This window comes from Streptococcus varani, assembly GCF_001375655.1.
In the GTDB taxonomy this organism is placed as follows: domain Bacteria; phylum Bacillota; class Bacilli; order Lactobacillales; family Streptococcaceae; genus Streptococcus; species Streptococcus varani.
The window spans coordinates 1-16,568 of the sequence record NZ_CTEN01000001.1 but is presented as its reverse complement, the minus strand read 5'-3'; the positions used below and the strand labels follow the sequence as shown (position 1 = coordinate 16,568).

Here is a 16,568-nt window from a genome sequence, read left to right as displayed (position 1 = left end):
AAGTAATCATTTAGTTCTTAGTTTTTCTCTCACTTAGGCAGCTTATATTGCTCGGTTTTGGCAAGATGAAGTTGCTACAGAGACAATACCGTCTTAAAAAATAGAAAGTTGGTTCCTATGTCACACTATAAAATTGCTCCCTCCATCCTAGCAGCGGATTATGCCAATTTTGAACATGAACTGAAACGCCTGGAAGAAGCTGGGGTTGACTATGTCCATATCGATGTCATGGACGGTCATTTTGTACCCAATATTTCCTTTGGTGCAGATGTGGTAGCTAGCATGCGTCCACATAGTAAGCTAGTATTTGATTGCCATCTCATGGTATCCAATCCAGAAAATCATATTGAAACTTTTGCGCGTGCTGGAGCAGATATCTTGACCATTCATGCCGAGGCAACGGTCCATATACACGGGGCATTGCAAAAAATCAAGGCAGCTGGTATGAAGGCTGGGGTTGTCATCAATCCAGGAACATCACTAGCTAGTATCGAGCACGTTCTTAACTTAGTGGACCAGGTTCTCATTATGACGGTCAATCCAGGTTTTGGAGGCCAAGCCTACATTCCTGAAATGGCAGATAAGATTGCGGCTTTGGTAACTCTGCGTAAAGCTAAGGGCTTGAGCTTTGATATCGAAGTGGATGGGGGTATTGATAACAAGACAATCCTCTCTGCTAAAGAGGCAGGTGCTAACGTCTTTGTGGCCGGCTCTTACCTTTTCAAAGGCAATCTTCAAGCCAATGTCGATAGCTTGAAAGCGGTCCTCCATGACTAGAATTGCCCTCTTTGCAGGTGGAGACCTGGATGTACTGGAGACAGACTTTGATGTCTTTGTCGGAGTGGATGCAGGTTCTCTTTTTATTCTTGACAATGACTTGCCACTTGACTTGGCAGTTGGAGATTTTGATTCGGTCAGTCCAGCAGATTTTCAACAAATCAAGAAAATTACCAAAGAAGTTTTAGTGGCACCTGCTGAAAAGAATGATACGGATTTGGAATTGGCCCTCAAGACAGTTTTTGCAAAATATCCCAGGGCTCAAGCCACGGTTTTTGGTGCTCTGGGTGGCCGGATGGATCATCTGCTCTCTAATCTCTTTTTGGCCAGTGAACCGGAGCTTGCTCCTTTTATGGGACAAATAGAATTGGTGGGTGCAGACAACCGTATCCTTTTTCGTCCAGCTGGTCAGCATCATCTGTCGCCTAAGGAGGGAATGACCTATATTTCCTTTATGCCATCAGATGGTAGTCGTTTGACCATCCAAAATGCGAAATACCCATTGGGGGAAGAAAATTTCTTTTTTAAGAAATGCTATTCTAGCAATGAATTTTTAGAAGGCGATATCCAGATTGATTTGGATACTGGCTATGTCGTCATCATTTACAGTAAGGATAGGAGTTAGAATGGACATCGTCATCATTATCCTACTGGTTTTGGTCCTGGTCGGCTTGGCTGTCCTTTGGATGAAAAACCAGGATATGAGCCGACAGTTATCGCGAGAAGCGGAAGCAACAGCAGATCAACTTTCTGACCAGTTGACCTATCAGTTGGAGGCTAACAGCCACAAGCTCCTGATGCAACAAGGTCTTGTCAATCAGGAACTGACAGAACTGCGTAGGGAACTCTACCAACACCTGACAGAAATTCGTCAGGAAATGACTCAGAATCTCTTGCAAAATCGCGATGCAACCGACCAACGCCTTCAGGCTCTACAAGCTTCCAATGAAAAACGTCTAGAAGAAATGCGGCAGACCGTTGAGGAAAAATTGGAGAAAACCTTGCAGACCCGCCTTCAGGCTTCTTTTGAAACAGTCTCTAAACAGTTGGAATCGGTCAATCGTGGCCTAGGTGAGATGCAAAATGTGGCCCGCGATGTCGGTACTCTCAACAAAGTTTTGTCCAATACCAAAACCCGTGGAATCATGGGAGAGTTGCAACTTGGTCAGATTATCGAAGACATCCTGACACCCAATCAGTATGAACGAGAATATGTGACGGTATCCGGTTCAAGCGAACGAGTGGAGTACGCTATCAAGATGCCAGGGCAGACAGGCGAGGACTATGTCTATCTGCCCATTGATTCCAAGTTTCCACTGGCTGATTATTACCGTCTGGAAGAAGCTTACGAGGAGGGGGACAAGGAACAAATCGATTTTTATCGCAAGAGTCTCTTAGCCTCTATTAAGCGCTTTGCCAAAGATATTGCTGGCAAGTACCTCAATCCTCCTGAAACCACGAACTTTGGTATCCTTTTCTTGCCAACAGAGGGACTCTATTCGGAAGTGGTTCGCAACCCAGAATTCTTTGATGGACTCCGCCGCAATGAGCAGATTGTGGTAGCGGGACCGACTACCCTGTCTGCCCTGCTCAATTCCTTATCTGTTGGTTTCAAAACCCTCAATATCCAAAAATCAGCAGATGATATCAGCAAGATCTTGGGCAATGTCAAGGGAGAATTTGGTAAATTTGGCGACATTTTGGTCAAAGCCCAAAAACACCTCAGCAATGCCAGTAGCAATCTCGATGAGCTTTTGACCCGTAGAACCTCTGCTATTGAGCGGACCCTGCGAACCATCGAACTCTACGAGGATGATCAAACCCGTAACCTTTTACAAGTAAGAGAAGAAGAGAGAAACGTAGATGAAAATTAACCAAATGAAACAGGATGAACTCTTTGATGGCTTCTACCTCATTAAGTCGGCGGAAGTTCGTCAAACCCGAGCTGGAAAAGATTATCTAGCCTTAGTGTTCCAAGATGATACAGGCCAAATAGAAGGCAAGCTTTGGGATGCTCAACCAGGAAAAATCAAGGACTTTGAAGCGGGTGTTGTTGTCCACATGCAAGGACGTCGAGAAGTTTACAATAACACACCTCAAGTCAACCAAATCAGTCTGCGTTTACCGCGTTTTGACGAACCAAAAGATCCGGCTGACTTTAAGGAAAAACCACCTGTAGATGTCAAGGATACCAAAGAATACTTGAGCCAGATTGTTTTTCGGATTGAGAATGCCACTTGGCAACGGATTGTCCGCGCTCTCTATAGCAAATATGACAAGGAATTTTATTCTTATCCGGCTGCGAAAACCAATCACCATGCCTTCTATTCGGGTCTATCCTTTCACACGGCTACCATGGTCCGCTTAGCTGATGCCATCGGTGATATTTATCCTCAACTGAATAAGAGTCTGCTCTTTGCAGGAATCATGCTCCATGATTTGGCAAAGGTAATCGAACTGACAGGTCCAGACAATACTTCCTATACAGTTCGTGGCAATCTCATCGGTCATATTTCCCTCATCAATGAAGAAATCACCAAGGTTGTGATGGAGTTGGGAATTGACGATGATAAGGAAGACGTGACAGTATTGCGCCACCTCATCCTGAGCCACCACGGTCAACTAGAGTACGGTAGCCCTGTTCGTCCGCAAATCATGGAAGCAGAGATCTTGCATATGATTGACAATATTGACGCAGAAATGATGATGATGATTTCTGCTCTGGATAAGGTTGGTGAGGGTGAGATGACCAACCGCATCTTCGCCATGGATAACCGATCTTTCTATAAACCGAATATTGATAAATAAAAAACGAAAAAACGGATGCTTTTAAATGTAAAAGGTTCGTTTTTTCTGTTGATTGTGGTATAATGGAAAAAAATGAAGAAGGAATAGCGTATGAAACTTAGAAGAAGCGAGCGGATGGTAGTTATCTCAAATTACCTCATTAATCACCCTTACGAATTGACCAGTCTGAACACTTTTGCTGAAAAGTACGAGTCTGCTAAATCTTCTATTTCAGAAGATATTGCCATCATCAAAAAAGCCTTTGAAGAAAGTTCCATTGGTCAAATTGAGACCGTAACGGGAGCCAGCGGGGGAGTAGTCTTTACACCGTCTATCTCAGAGGAAGAATCCTTAGCCATTGCAGAAGATTTACGGGTTAAGATTGCGGAAAGTAACCGTATTTTGCCAGGTGGCTACATTTACTCATCTGATTTGCTATCCACACCCCATATTTTGAAAGATGTGGGCCGCATTATCGCCAATGCTTTTAAAAACGAAAATATTGATGCGGTTATGACAGTAGCGACGAAAGGTGTCCCTCTGGCCAATGCTGTAGCCAATGTTCTAAACGTACCTTTTGTCATCGTTCGCCGTGACCTAAAAATCACAGAAGGTTCAACTGTTTCGGTCAACTATGTTTCTGGTTCCAGTGACCGCATCGAAAAGATGTTTCTGTCTAAACGCAGTCTACCTGCTGGGAGCCGTGTCCTCATTGTAGATGATTTCCTGAAAAATGGTGGTACGATTAACGGGATGATCAGTCTGCTATCGGAGTTTGACAGTAGCTTAGCTGGAGTAGCAGTCTTTGCAGAGAACCAAAAGGGGGCTCGTAGTGTAGCCAATTATAAATCTCTCCTAGCCGTAACAGACATTGATGTCAAAGAAGGTAAAGTAAAGGTTGCTTTAGGAAATATGTTTTATAATGACGAGCAAGTAAAGTAAAGAGGATTAATCATAAAAAATAGGACTAACAAGCGCAAGGGTTTGTTAGTCCTATTTTTTAGATTAATCGGTTGGCCCTTTAAATGCTAGGACAGTTCAGCAAGAAATAGCATATTGATCATTCATCTTCATCAATTTTGGATGCTCGTTTCATGTAGCGATAGAGGGTGGGGACGGAAACATTCAATTGATTGGCAGTTTCATTGACAGCCCCTTTCATGGTCAACACTCCTTCTTGTTGAAGTTGTCTAATCACCGTGACTTTCTCTTCTGACGACATTCTCTTAGGATGAGTTTGGCTCTTGACAATGGTATTTTGAATGCGTTCCTTTATGACATCCTCCATAGAGTTACTGATAAAAGTTTCTGAGTATTGACTATTCTGGAGAAGAGAGAGGTTAAAACCCTGTAAAAGGTTTTTTAAAGAAAGAGTAAAATCATTGACACTACTGGTATCTTTATTAACGCAAAGCAGACCGATTAATTTACCCTTGTTTTTAATAAAAAAAGTAGAGGATAGAAAGCTGGTATGCTTGGAACTACCGTTGTAATTTGCGACAAAGTCTTTCTCCTCATATTCTTTGTCTGCAATCATCTGTCGAAACATATCTGTCAATGGGGCGCCAATTGCTCGACCGGAAATCGGGTTTTCTATGGCAATGAGAGAATGCGCAGGCTGGCTAACATCATGAATCACGATTTCAGTATGATTTCCCAGTATCTGACCTAGGAAAGGGAGGAGTTGAATGTAAAAATTGAGCAATTCTTGATCGGTCATTTTTGCTCCTTTCTGTCTATTTACAAATGGTTCTCTAGTTATATAATAGCTCAAATTTTTAAAAAAACAAAGAAATAAGATAAAATTTTTATCAATATGATAAAAAAGCGTTTACAAGTTCGGAAAAAAGTAGTATGATTATCGTGTAGATAAAATAATTATCAAAAGATAAAAAAAATATCAAAACATTTTAAAGGAGGGCGATTATGAATCGCACACTAGTTAGTGAAGCTGCTCCGGCAGCAATTGGTCCCTATTCTACTGCTATTGACACACAGCAGTCCTCTCAAACAGTCTATGTATCTGGACAATTGCCTATTGATCCCCTGACAGGAGAATTTGCTGGTCAAGATATCAAATTACAAACTCAACAATCACTTCAGAATTTACAAGCCATTTTGAAGGAAGCAGATATGGATTTGAGCAATGTAGTGAAAACAACGGTCTTATTGGCTGATATAGCAGATTTTTCAGATATGAACGAGGTTTACGGTCATTTCTTTAGTCAACCTTATCCTGCGCGATCTGCCTTCCAAGTTGCAGCCTTGCCAAAGAATGCACGTGTGGAAATTGAAGCCATTGCGGTTAAATAAAAAAGAAAAGGAGATTGAACAATGGGAAAATATAATTTTGATCAAGAAGTTAGTCGCTACGGTACAAGTTGTATCAAGTATGATTATGGGATGGAACGGATGGGACGTACCGACCTTCTGCCAATGTGGGTAGCGGACATGGATTTCAAGTTGCCAGATGAAATTCTTGAAGAGTTTCACAAGCGAATTGACCACGGAATCTTCGGCTATACCGATCCGGATCAGGAATATTGGGATGCTTTAAATCATTGGGCCTCTAGCCGCAATGGTTATACTATCAATCCAGAACATGTGACACTTGGTGCGGGAATTGTTTATGGTTTAGCAACTGCTGTCACAGCTTATACAGAGCCAGGAGATGCTGTACTCATTCAACAACCAGTCTATTATCCATTTCGAAATGTCATTGAGTGCAATGGCCGAGAATTTATCAATAGCCAACTGCATTATGAAAATGGCCGCTATACTATTGACTTCGCAGATTTTGAACAAAAGATCATTGACCATCAAGTCAAAGTCTTTATTCTATGCAATCCTCATAACCCTATTGGCCGTGTCTGGACTAGAGAAGAATTGATTCGCTTGGCAGATATTTGCTTAAAACACGGTGTCATTATGCTAGATGATGAAATTCATAGTGATTTGATTTATCCTGGAAATACCTTCACAAGTATGATGAATCTAGATGAAAAGTATCATGACAATCTGGTACTCTTCCTATCTCCATCAAAAACCTTTAATGTAGCTGGATTCCAGCCTGCAAATATCATTATTCCAAATGCAGAACTAAGAGCGAAGTATCGCGTATCCAATGATGCGTCCGCTTATTCAAACGGTGCCCTCATGGGGCAAGTAGCTGTAAAAGCTTGCTACACTAAGGGAGCTCAGTGGGTGGACGAACTCTTGGTTTATCTTCAAGGAAACATGGAGTATGTCCGTGATTTTGTAAAAGAGAACTTTCCTAAAGCAACCTTTGTCGAACCTGAAGGAACGTATTTAATCTGGATTGATTTTTCTGGCTATGGTTTTACTGATGAAGAATTAGAACATATTATGGTCGAAGAGGCAAAATTGTGGTTGGATTCGGGTAAAATATTTGGTCCTGAGACTGCACAATTTGAACGTTTTAATATTGCATGTCCTCGCTCAACAGTGGTTAGAGCAATGGAGCAGCTGAAAACAGCGATTGACTCACATAAAAAGGAGAACTAAAAATGAAAGAGTTATTTCGTACCTATAGATCCTCTATTCTTTTACTAGCTTCCATGTTCATTGGTGGTATGATTGGTTTCTTCTGGGGTCCTGGAGCTTCCATTTTACAGCCAGTAGCGGATACATTCCTCAACTTACTCTATTGCTGTGTTGTCCCTTTGATCTTCTGTTCCTTATCTGCAGCTATTGCGAAAATGACAGATTTATCAAAACTGGCAAAAATTATGGGAATTTTCTTAGTTTTGACTCTTGTAACGGGTGTTATTTCCTGTATTTTCATGTTGATTCCATCCATCCTCGTTGATACGGGTGCAGGTGTGACATTGAATCTTACTGAGCAAGTGGACACTGCTAATAGCAGTCTCAATGTACTGGGCATGTTTACGGTAGGAGACTTCCCACTTCTCTTGTCTAAGAGCCATTTGATGGCCTTGATTGTCTTTACAGTTATTTTCTCAATCGGAATTATTCAAGCGGGCGAAAAAGGAAAGACAATCGTCGATTTAATGGAGAATTTAACAGCTGTCATTGTAAAAGTGATTGGTATTGTTATGAAAATTGCTCCAATCGGCTTGGGTTGCTATTTCGCGATTCTTATTGGTAATAATGGAAGCAATGTCGTTGGTCCTTTATCAAAAGCTATCGGACTTTATATGGTTGTCATTGTGCTGTATTTCATTGTTTCTCAAAGTCTGGAAGCTTATTTTGCTGCGGGAATGGATGGTGTGAAGTTGTGGTGGAAAACCTGTGTACCAGCAACTTTAACCGCACTTGGGACTTGTTCTTCAGCAGCTACTCTACCTATCAACTTAGAGCATGCCAAGAAATTGGGAATACCAGATGAAATTGCCGACCTTGTCATACCTCTAGGAGCTAACCTGCATAAAGATGGTGCTTGCGTTATTCAAATTATAAAAATCGCCTTCTTGTGTTCAGTTTTTGATGTCAACTTTGTCACACCTCGTAATATCTTAATGGCTATTGTGGTATCTGTTATTGCCTCAGTTGTTATGGGTGGTATTCCTGCGGGTGGCTATGTAGCTGAGATATTTATCATCTCTGCCTTTGGTTTCCCTCCAGAAGCCATTCCAATCATGGTCTTAATCGGAACCATTACAGACGCTCCGGCAACAGCAGTTAACGTAACCGGTGATACAGGTTTGGCCATGATGATTGCTCGAATTGTCGAAGGCAAGGACTGGATGAAGAAAGGCTTGTTAAAGAAAGAAGAACAAGTAAACATTTAGGTTAAGGAATGGGAGATTTGTTTCTCATCTTGACTTATTTTACTAAATAATGAAAAAGGCTTAGAAGATTTTGACACTGCTTCTAGGCCTTTTTCTCTATTTATACTACTCTTTGAAAGTCAAAACTATGTTATGTAAAATTTCTTGTCTACCACTAGATTTGTGCCTCATCTATCTACGCTTTTCTAGAACTATATGTGGTTTAACTAGCAATAGTGATCAAAGGATTTTGAGTCTGCTATAACATGGATTTTTTCCAAGGTAAAGGGGTGAGTCAATTGGAGGCTTCTGGCATGGAGCATGAGACGAGGGGCGCTTATGTCACTGTATAGAGGGTCGCCAATGATGGCATGACTTTCGTGGGCAAGGTGGACTCGAATTTGATGGGTCCGTCCGGTTTCTAGTTGGCAAGCTACTAAACTATTCTTGCCAATCTTCTCAAGGACTCTGACATGAGTAACAGCTGATTGCCCTTTTCGAGAGTCAACCACACGTTTTCGCCTGTCATGGCGGTCGCGCCCAATCTTATGACGTAAGGTCAGTTTTTCCATTTGGAAACTTCCTTGACAGAGAGCCAGATACTCACGCGAGATTTTCTTATCTTCTAGGAGCCGGTTTAGGATAGGTAAGACAAAAGGATTCTTAGCAAAGAGGATAGCACCACTCGTTTCCATATCGAGCCTGTGGACCACGTAGCAGGTTTGTCCGACATAGGCTGAGACATGGTTGAGCAAGGCGATTTCACTTGGATCATTACCGTGGGTCTTCATGCTTTCTGGCTTATTGACGATGATAAAATGCTCATCCTGATAGAGCTCTTCAACCAGATTGGCATCTCCTAAAGGGATGCTTTTTTCAGGATAATCTTCCTGGTCAAAGGTCAAAGAGATCATGTCACCAGCTTGAATGATTTCTTGCCAATGAACGGTTTCACCGTTGACCAAAACATGTTTTTTGGTGCGGAGGAAATGCCTGATTTTACGAGGGATGAGGAAGTAGTCTTCTAAGAGCTCCTTGACAGTCATGGTCGGCAGAGCTTCTGGAATAGGAATAGTAAATTGCATATTAAAGACTCGTGGAATGTTTTGGTTGGACTCTTTCAGTCGGATTGATGTAGTGCATGGCATTGTTAACGGCAGTCGGAGCCTCACCAAAGCCTGTCGCAATCAAATCGACCTTGCCCTCATAGAAGCAACAGTCTCCAACTGCATAGATACCAGGAAGAGATGTTTCCTGTTTCTGATTGACCAAGATGCGATGGCGTTTTAAGTCCATTCCCCAATCTTTCAAGGTTCCAACAGAAGACTTGAAACCGTAGTTGACAAAGAGATGATCAAAAGGTATGGTTAGAGTCTCATCACTCTTGACTTTTTGGATGACTAATTCTTTAGCCTGCTTGTCTCGTCCCTGTAAGGCTTTGGGGAGATAGGGTGTCAAAATATCGACATCGGATGCTCTTAAGTCCGCCATGCTGTGTTCAAGAGCCCGAAAGGCATCACGGCGGTGAATGATCCTGGTTTTTTTAGCGATTTTGTCAAAAGCTAGTGACCAGTCCACTGCGGAATCCCCCCCGCCTAAAACGACGATATCTTGATTGGCATATTGCTGGATATTGGCGACATGATAATGAATATTATCAAATTGATCGGCATTCTCAACTTCCAAAGGACGTGCTTTAAAAGCGCCTCCTCCCATGGCAATGATCACTGTTTTTGTAGCGTGAATTCCCTTGTTGGTTGTGATCTGGAAAGTTTCTCCGGTTTCAATTCCGATTACCGTCTCGTCTAAGCAAATGCTTGTTTGAAAAGGCTCCAATTGGTCCAGGAGATTATCGGTTAATTCCTGACCGGTTAATTGGCGAAAGGCAGGAATATCCAAGATGGTTTTTTCGGGGTAGAGAATGGCAGGCTGACCGCCTAATTGTGGAAGAGAGTCAATGATTTTCACCTTAGCATGGCGGAGATGGGCATAAAAAGCTGTAAAGAGACCAACAGGTCCCCCTCCAATAATGGTAATATCATAGAGTTCAGTCATAAGAATTTCCTTTTGTGTATAATAGTCTATTCTACCACAAAGTCAAGTGTTTTTTCCTCCCTAAGACCGATTTTATGGGCTGTCACAGGCCTAACAAAAGACTTTTGGCTGAAAAAAGAGCGCTATTGTAGTATAATGATAAAAAACTAGAAAGGGAAAAAGCAATGAGTGAGGAATACGGTTCTAATCAAGAGGAGAACTATTCTCGTCGAGCCACCAGATCCAGAAGCCATCGGGGTCAGAGTGATGAAAAAGAGCCAAAATCAAAGAAGAAGTCACGGATACCAGAGCCAATCCGTCGTTTTTGGCGTCGCTACCAAATCAATAAAATTCTCTTAATTATCATTGGCCTAACAGTATTGACGGTGGGTGGCTATCTCTTCTACTTGGCCAAAACAGCTAATGTCAGTGATTTACAAGCTGCTCTCAAGACAACGACTGTCATTTATGACAAGGATGGTGAGGAGGCAGGAACCCTGTCCGGGCAGAAGGGGACCTATGTCGAATTGGATGCTATTTCCGATTATTTGGAGCAGGCCGTTGTGGCTACGGAAGATCGATCGTTTTATGAAAATTCAGGAATTAACTACCAACGGACTCTTCTAGCCATTTTAACCTTGGGGAAATCGGGTGGTGGTTCCACCCTGACCCAACAATTGGCAAAGAATGCTTTTTTGACCCAGGAACAAACCATTACGCGTAAGGCAAAGGAATTTTTCTTGGCTGTGGAAATCAATAAGAAGTACAGTAAACAAGAAATTCTAACCATGTATCTCAACCATGCTTACTTTGGCAATGGGGTATGGGGTGTTGAAGATGCCAGTCACAAATACTTTGCTGTGAGTGCTGCAGAGTTGAACTTGGAGCAGGCGGCGACCATCGCAGGGATGCTCAAAGGGCCAGAGATATACAATCCCTATTATTCTCTAGAAAATGCGACCAACAGACGCAATACAGTGCTGCAAGCCATGGTCCATGCTAACTACATCGATCAAGCAACTGCTGATGCGGGTGCGCAAGTGGATATGTCCAACTATCTCTATGATAATTATGGCGGGAAACAAAGCAATTACAATTATCCATCTTATTTTGATGCGGTTGTTGCTGAGGCTATTGAACGCTATGACCTCAAGGAAAGTGACATCATCAATAATGGTTACCGTATCTATACGGAAATGGATCAGAAATCACAGGCTAGTATGCAGGTTATCTATAATGACGAGACCCTCTTTCCTACCTCGGCTTATGATGGTCAATCTGCTCAGGCAGCTAGTGTTGCCTTGGATCCTAAGACGGGAGGAGTCCGTGCTTTAGTTGGTCGGGTCAATAGTTCAGAAAATGCGAATTTCCGTAGCTTTAACTTTGCCACTCAATCAAAGAGAAGTCCAGGCTCCACCATCAAACCGCTGGTTGCCTACACTCCAGCCTTAGTGGCCGGTTGGTCTATCAATAGAGAATTAGACAATCAAACTGCCACTTATGATGGCTACAGTCTTCATAATTATGATGGGACAACATCAGAGCCTGTTCCTATGTATCAAGCACTCGCTCGCTCGCTGAACCTACCAGCTGCGAATACCGTTCATAGTTTGGGGCTCACTGCTGCCTTTGAATACGGTCAAAAATTCGGTCTGAATATGGATGATGTTGACCGTGTGTTGGGCGTTTCGATTGGTAGTGGCGTATCCACCAACCCCTTGCAGATGGCCCAAGCCTACTCAACCTTCGCAAATGAGGGAATCATGGAGGATGCCCACCTAATTAGTCGCATTGAAACCGCTAATGGTGTCATCATTGCCAATCATAAAGCCAATAGCAAGCGGGTTATTGACCAGTCTGTCGCTGATAAGATGACTTCCATGATGTTAGGGACCTTTACTAACGGAACAGCTACTAATGCTGATGTCTATGGTTATAATATCGCCGGTAAGACAGGAACAACAGAAACAAGTTTCGATGTCAACCTTATTAATGACCAGTGGATTATTGGTTATACTCCTGATTTGGTGATTAGTCAGTGGGTTGGTTTTGAAAAAACAGACCAAACTCATTATATTGATCATAGTAATTCATGGATGGATCAAGTGGTTTTCCGCTCTGTTGCAGCCAATCTTTTACAGTATACCGATGGAACAGCCTTTCAGGTTGAAAATGCTTATGCCTTAAATGGTTTGGATATATCAAATGTTGGAACACAGACGCCACAGGCTCCAGCTGAGCAGGCTGAGAGCAAGGTAGATTACTGGACAGGGAAAGCCCAAGAACTCATTGATCAGACCAAGCAAAACATCTCTGATGCTGATTTACCCAATAGGGCAAAATCTCTATGGGATTCCATTACTGGCTGGTTTGACTAGTTGTCAAAAGAAAGAAAACATGATAGAATGATAGGGATGGAGGGCTTATGGCACTAAAAAAAGCAAGCCTAGCATGTACGGTTTGTGGTTCTAGAAATTACTCGATTAAACTATCTAGTACCCCAAAACCAACACGGTTAGAAGTCAATAAATATTGTAAACATTGTGGCCAATACACTAGTCACAAAGAGACCAGATAGGAGTACAGGATGAATTTTTTCAAGGATACGGTTCAAATCTTAAAAGGAACAACTTGGCCAAGTAAGAAGCAAGGATGGACAGATTTTATTTCCGTTTTGCAATACTCAGCCTTCTTTGTGGTCATCGTTTACCTCTTTGACCTTCTTTTGTCCAAGGGAGTCAGTGAAATTCTCAATAATTTCTAGTTATTGCTTGCAATTTTGAAAATTGTAATGCTATAATAAAAGAAAGCGAAAGCCTTCGGGCTTTTTTTAGCGTCTAAAAAACATGTTCCAAAAGGAAAGGAAATAGAGATGTACGATAGTTTTGACAAAGGCTGGTTTGTTCTTCAGACTTACTCTGGTTATGAAAATAAGGTAAAGGAAAATCTTCTCCAACGTGCCCATACTTACAACATGCTTGAAAATATCTTGCGTGTAGAAATTCCAACGCAAACCGTTCGAGTTGAGAAAAATGGAGAAGTCAAGGAAGTAGAAGAGAACCGTTTCCCAGGTTATGTCTTGGTCGAAATGGTGATGACGGACGAAGCTTGGTTTGTTGTCCGTAACACGCCAAACGTTACCGGTTTCGTGGGCTCCCACGGGAACCGTTCTAAGCCAACTCCACTATTGGAAGAAGAAATTCGTCATATCTTGGTATCCATGGGTCAAACAGTTGAGAATTTCGATATTAAAGTCCAAGTGGGCGATACTGTCCGCATCATCGATGGTGCTTTCTCTGGTTATGAAGGTAAGGTCTCTGAAATCGATAACCACAAAGTTAAAATGATTATTTCTATGTTTGGTAACGATACAGTAGCTGAGGTTAATCTTAGCCAAATCGCAGAATTATAGGCCTTGAAACATTTTTTGACTGGGTCAACTCCTTTTGTAGACCACTAGATCGGTTAAATTATAGATAGTAATCATTCTGAATTTGCCACTGTTTCAAGTGCTATGGTATATCCAAGAAAAAATCGCCCACATCTGAAGGCGATTTTTTCTTTTATTCTGGAAAACAAAAAGCACTCACAAGAGTACTTTTCTCACGTCAAGGCGGTAGACGGCTTAAATACTCTTTATATATCAAGGGTTTTGAGCTGTTCGCCCCAAATTCGCCCCAAATTATGACGCTAGAAAAATACTTTTGATTTTCTCAAAGTTTCTCTCAGCTAGTGCCTCCATTTGGTGTGAATAAACTTTCAGAGTAATATCTGGACTTTCATGACCAAGAAGCTTGGAGATGGTCACAATGTCAACACCATTCAAAATCAAAAATGATGCGTATGTGTGCCTCAGAGTATGGTTTCTGACGGGTCTGCCTATAATCTTTTTAATTAGCTTATTACATGCTGAATTAGATACACCAAAACAGATTCTATTCTTGATATTTGCTTGCCAATAGTTTTGTCTATACACATATAAGATTTCTATTGTTTTTCTATCAATAGGAACTTTTCTTTCTGATGGATCATTCTTCAAGTTACAAAAATCAAACGTATCTTTCCATCCATCAAGTTGTTCCATCACTTGTGAAATATCATCAGAAGATAGAATGATACGAGCGCCAAAGATATCATTAAGAATAGAATTCACAGGATAGCCATCTTGTCTTTGCGAAAAGCGTTCAATCTTATCCAAGATGCTTTCTGACGTTTTGACACGATAGACGTAAGGTATATCTTTAACGTCGGCTTTCATCAAATAATCATTGATGGATTCGTGTAAGTTCAAGCGATAGTCTAAAATAGCTTGAACAGGTACTTTTGAAACGGTATGTTTTAGGTTAATCTTTTCAACTTTTCCAGTCTCAAAATAATCTTGCGAATAAACCAGATGTATTCTATTTATTTCAGAAATTAGACGCTCTACTTTCTCTAACATTTTTTCTCCTTTACATCTCAATCGGCGTAAAACTACCGATAATTTCACCAATAATACGGAAGTTGCTGTATTTATTAGATATAGCGTTTCATATTGGTTTCGAACAATAATTCATCTTTTGATGCTTTTGATATTGAGAAAAGGATTTTTGAAAAAATACCAACTTGATTTAGATCTGCTATTTCAATTTCTGTAACCGGAAGTTCCTTGATGAGAGAGGAAGTCTTTGAGAAATAAGCAGTATCTCCTTGGAACCTAACCTTCGCTAAATGATAATCGTTGTTTGTTCCAGCACTTCCTTCGATTTGTAGTAAATCTCCATCGTCAATATAATCTAATAAATTCGGAGCATCTTTAACTATTACTCCGATAGCTCGACTATTATTAGTTAGATAGGGATTATCAGAAGTTGTATTTACTAAAGTAATCGTTAGAGGTAAGTCTTTATATCTGTCGTCAATATTGCAAATGAATTTCATTCTATTCTCCTAATCTCTATAAATATCCACAACCTCGCCGATTGTTCTGATATTATCATATTCAGACAAGTAAATTTCTTCGTAAACATTATTCAAACTTTGTAGATACCAAGTTCCGTCATAGTCACGTTTTAACTTCTTAACGAAGTTTTTTCCGTTAATTTGAAAAATACCAATATCGTTAATATCAACTTGTGAAGTGATATTAATAAACAAAAGGTCATTGTCTTGTATAAGTGGCTCCATGCTATCGCCGGCTACTTTTGCGATTGTGTCATATTTGTCTGGAATGTCAGCAGAACGCAATTGCACTTCCATGTGCAGATTGTCTTCTTGGAAAGTTCCAAGCCCAGCAGCAACTAGCCCCTCAACATAATCAGTAATATAATCCTCATCATCAATCTTTTTATCGAACATAGAAACGACTTTGTTTTGTTCTTCTAATTGCTCCTTAGCAGTATTTAGAACGACTTCCTGTCTTTCAGACTCTAGTTGTTTGTAGATTGAAACGATTTCTGGTTGGTCAGGTATAAAGGTGATGTTTTTTACTAATGCTTTGGGATCGATACCTAGTATGGAACAAATCTTGAAAATGTTTTCTGAATTTGATTTTAGAACACCACGTTCTAAAATAGACCTAACGGTCGAGTAAGGTATGTCATTTTGTACTGCAAAGGCTTTTACAGAACCAAACCTTAATTCCATAAGTTCTCTCAGTTGCTTTTCGATCATTTCTTAACTCCTTTTCTACATTATACAGTGCGATTTTTCGCATGTCAAGAAAAAGAATTTCTAAAAAAGTTTATATTGTTTGTTGACAAGTTCGAATTTTCGTGTTATTATTTATTCAAGCTTGAAAAAGCTTTTTTAAACAGTAAAAAAACACGAAAAATCGTGTTTAAGAAAGGAGGTCTATATGCTTAACATAGAATTGGCACGAAAAGAAAAAGGTGTTGGAATGGTTGATATGGCCGATCTCTTAGGAGTTCGCTATCAGACTGTTAGTGACAAAATAAAAGGTAAGTACCCTTTCACTTTCGAAGAGACGGTTGCACTTCAAAGACATTTTTTTCCTGAGTATGATTTAGTTTATCTTTTTAGTGAAGCAGTATCTACTGCTTAAAATTTTAAGCAAAAACACGAAAATTCGCACAAACCCATCCCCACCGAAAATAATCTCCGTTCGGTTGAAGACAGATAGAAAGGAGGAGAGAGATGGTCAATATTTTTGTTTCGGCATTCGTATCTTTTGTTGTATCACTATTTATGCTAAAGGTTAGCATTTACTGGTTTAAACAT

At 40.8% G+C, this 16,568-nt stretch carries 19 protein-coding genes and 1 pseudogene; 13 read left to right on the top strand and 7 right to left on the bottom strand.

The genetic code is table 11. From position 1 onward, the window contains the following. Window positions 1-117 precede the first annotated feature (117 nt). From rpe to purR, 5 genes are all read left to right on the top strand, one after another. Window positions 118-777, top strand: coding sequence for a ribulose-phosphate 3-epimerase (gene rpe, locus BN1356_RS00095; protein WP_093649389.1), 660 nt, complete (start codon window positions 118-120; stop codon window positions 775-777). After that, window positions 770-1,402 carry a thiamine diphosphokinase gene (locus BN1356_RS00090; protein ID WP_093649387.1) on the top strand — a complete coding sequence of 211 codons (633 nt, stop codon included), beginning with the start codon at window positions 770-772 and terminating at the stop codon, window positions 1,400-1,402. The genes rpe and BN1356_RS00090 overlap by 8 nt, the downstream gene beginning before the upstream one ends. 1 nt (window position 1,403) lies before the next feature. Then, the gene (locus tag BN1356_RS00085) at window positions 1,404-2,651 is read left to right on the top strand and encodes a DNA recombination protein RmuC (RefSeq protein ID WP_093649386.1); all 1,248 of its coding nucleotides are present in this window, start codon (window positions 1,404-1,406) and stop codon (window positions 2,649-2,651) included. Continuing rightward, on the top strand, window positions 2,641-3,585 hold the full coding sequence (locus BN1356_RS00080) for a 3'-5' exoribonuclease YhaM family protein (RefSeq protein WP_093649385.1): 945 nt from the start codon (window positions 2,641-2,643) through the stop codon (window positions 3,583-3,585). Before BN1356_RS00085 ends, BN1356_RS00080 begins: the two co-directional genes overlap by 11 nt. A gap of 90 nt (window positions 3,586-3,675) precedes the next feature. Then, window positions 3,676-4,506: a pur operon repressor gene (gene purR / locus BN1356_RS00075; RefSeq protein WP_093649384.1), complete on the top strand. Its 831-nt coding sequence runs from the start codon at window positions 3,676-3,678 to the stop codon at window positions 4,504-4,506. Window positions 4,507-4,624: 118 nt separating this feature from the next. On the opposite strand, the gene BN1356_RS00070 is transcribed toward purR, so the two are convergent. Further along, on the bottom strand, window positions 4,625-5,284 hold the full coding sequence (locus BN1356_RS00070; protein WP_093649383.1) for a helix-turn-helix transcriptional regulator: 660 nt from the start codon (window positions 5,282-5,284) through the stop codon (window positions 4,625-4,627). A gap of 206 nt (window positions 5,285-5,490) precedes the next feature. On the opposite strand from BN1356_RS00070, the gene BN1356_RS00065 reads away from it, so the two are divergent. The 3 genes from BN1356_RS00065 to BN1356_RS00055 are packed head-to-tail and all read left to right on the top strand — an operon-like array spanning window position 5,491 to window position 8,336. Continuing rightward, complete coding sequence (locus tag BN1356_RS00065; RefSeq protein WP_093649382.1) at window positions 5,491-5,877, top strand: RidA family protein; 387 nt, start codon at window positions 5,491-5,493, stop codon at window positions 5,875-5,877. A 21-nt stretch (window positions 5,878-5,898) separates the two neighbouring features. Beyond that, on the top strand, window positions 5,899-7,089 hold the full coding sequence (locus BN1356_RS00060; protein ID WP_093649381.1) for a MalY/PatB family protein: 1,191 nt from the start codon (window positions 5,899-5,901) through the stop codon (window positions 7,087-7,089). Window positions 7,090-7,091: 2 nt separating this feature from the next. Continuing rightward, entirely contained in the window at window positions 7,092-8,336 is a 1,245-nt protein-coding gene (locus BN1356_RS00055; RefSeq protein WP_093649380.1) for a dicarboxylate/amino acid:cation symporter, read from the top strand. A gap of 206 nt (window positions 8,337-8,542) precedes the next feature. On the opposite strand, the gene BN1356_RS00050 is transcribed toward BN1356_RS00055, so the two are convergent. After that, window positions 8,543-9,400, bottom strand: a complete 858-nt coding sequence (locus BN1356_RS00050) for an RluA family pseudouridine synthase (RefSeq protein WP_093649378.1) — start codon at window positions 9,398-9,400, stop codon at window positions 8,543-8,545. A gap of 1 nt (window position 9,401) precedes the next feature. Next, on the bottom strand, window positions 9,402-10,370 hold the full coding sequence (locus tag BN1356_RS00045; protein ID WP_093649376.1) for an NAD(P)/FAD-dependent oxidoreductase: 969 nt from the start codon (window positions 10,368-10,370) through the stop codon (window positions 9,402-9,404). A 164-nt stretch (window positions 10,371-10,534) separates the two neighbouring features. Here BN1356_RS00045 and pbp2a point away from each other — a divergent pair, with 164 nt between their 5' ends. The 4 genes from pbp2a (at window position 10,535) to nusG (ending at window position 13,761) form a co-directional block, all read left to right on the top strand. Next, the gene (gene pbp2a, locus BN1356_RS00040; protein WP_093649374.1) at window positions 10,535-12,727 is read left to right on the top strand and encodes a penicillin-binding protein PBP2A; all 2,193 of its coding nucleotides are present in this window, start codon (window positions 10,535-10,537) and stop codon (window positions 12,725-12,727) included. A 47-nt stretch (window positions 12,728-12,774) separates the two neighbouring features. Next, window positions 12,775-12,927 carry a 50S ribosomal protein L33 gene (gene rpmG / locus BN1356_RS00035; protein WP_093649373.1) on the top strand — a complete coding sequence of 51 codons (153 nt, stop codon included), beginning with the start codon at window positions 12,775-12,777 and terminating at the stop codon, window positions 12,925-12,927. A 9-nt stretch (window positions 12,928-12,936) separates the two neighbouring features. After that, window positions 12,937-13,113 (top strand): preprotein translocase subunit SecE, encoded by a 177-nt coding sequence (secE, locus tag BN1356_RS00030; RefSeq protein WP_093649372.1) that lies wholly within the window; start codon window positions 12,937-12,939, stop codon window positions 13,111-13,113. A gap of 108 nt (window positions 13,114-13,221) precedes the next feature. Continuing rightward, entirely contained in the window at window positions 13,222-13,761 is a 540-nt protein-coding gene (gene nusG / locus BN1356_RS00025; RefSeq protein ID WP_093649370.1) for a transcription termination/antitermination protein NusG, read from the top strand. Between the two features lie 270 nt (window positions 13,762-14,031). On the opposite strand, the gene BN1356_RS12530 is transcribed toward nusG, so the two are convergent. The 4 genes and pseudogenes from BN1356_RS12530 to BN1356_RS00010 all read right to left on the bottom strand — a co-directional run bounded on the left by BN1356_RS12530 (window position 14,032) and on the right by BN1356_RS00010 (window position 16,001). Beyond that, window positions 14,032-14,388: a tyrosine-type recombinase/integrase gene (locus BN1356_RS12530; RefSeq protein ID WP_425423506.1), complete on the bottom strand. Its 357-nt coding sequence runs from the start codon at window positions 14,386-14,388 to the stop codon at window positions 14,032-14,034. Continuing rightward, window positions 14,389-14,790, bottom strand: a pseudogene (locus BN1356_RS00020) (GTP pyrophosphokinase); the annotation flags it as partial. 74 nt (window positions 14,791-14,864) lie between these two features. Next, window positions 14,865-15,269 carry a hypothetical protein gene (locus tag BN1356_RS00015; RefSeq protein WP_093649368.1) on the bottom strand — a complete coding sequence of 135 codons (405 nt, stop codon included), beginning with the start codon at window positions 15,267-15,269 and terminating at the stop codon, window positions 14,865-14,867. A gap of 9 nt (window positions 15,270-15,278) precedes the next feature. After that, on the bottom strand, window positions 15,279-16,001 hold the full coding sequence (locus BN1356_RS00010; RefSeq protein ID WP_093649367.1) for a S24 family peptidase: 723 nt from the start codon (window positions 15,999-16,001) through the stop codon (window positions 15,279-15,281). Window positions 16,002-16,185: 184 nt separating this feature from the next. On the opposite strand from BN1356_RS00010, the gene BN1356_RS00005 reads away from it, so the two are divergent. Next, entirely contained in the window at window positions 16,186-16,392 is a 207-nt protein-coding gene (locus BN1356_RS00005; protein WP_093649365.1) for a helix-turn-helix domain-containing protein, read from the top strand. Window positions 16,393-16,568: the final 176 nt, after the last annotated feature.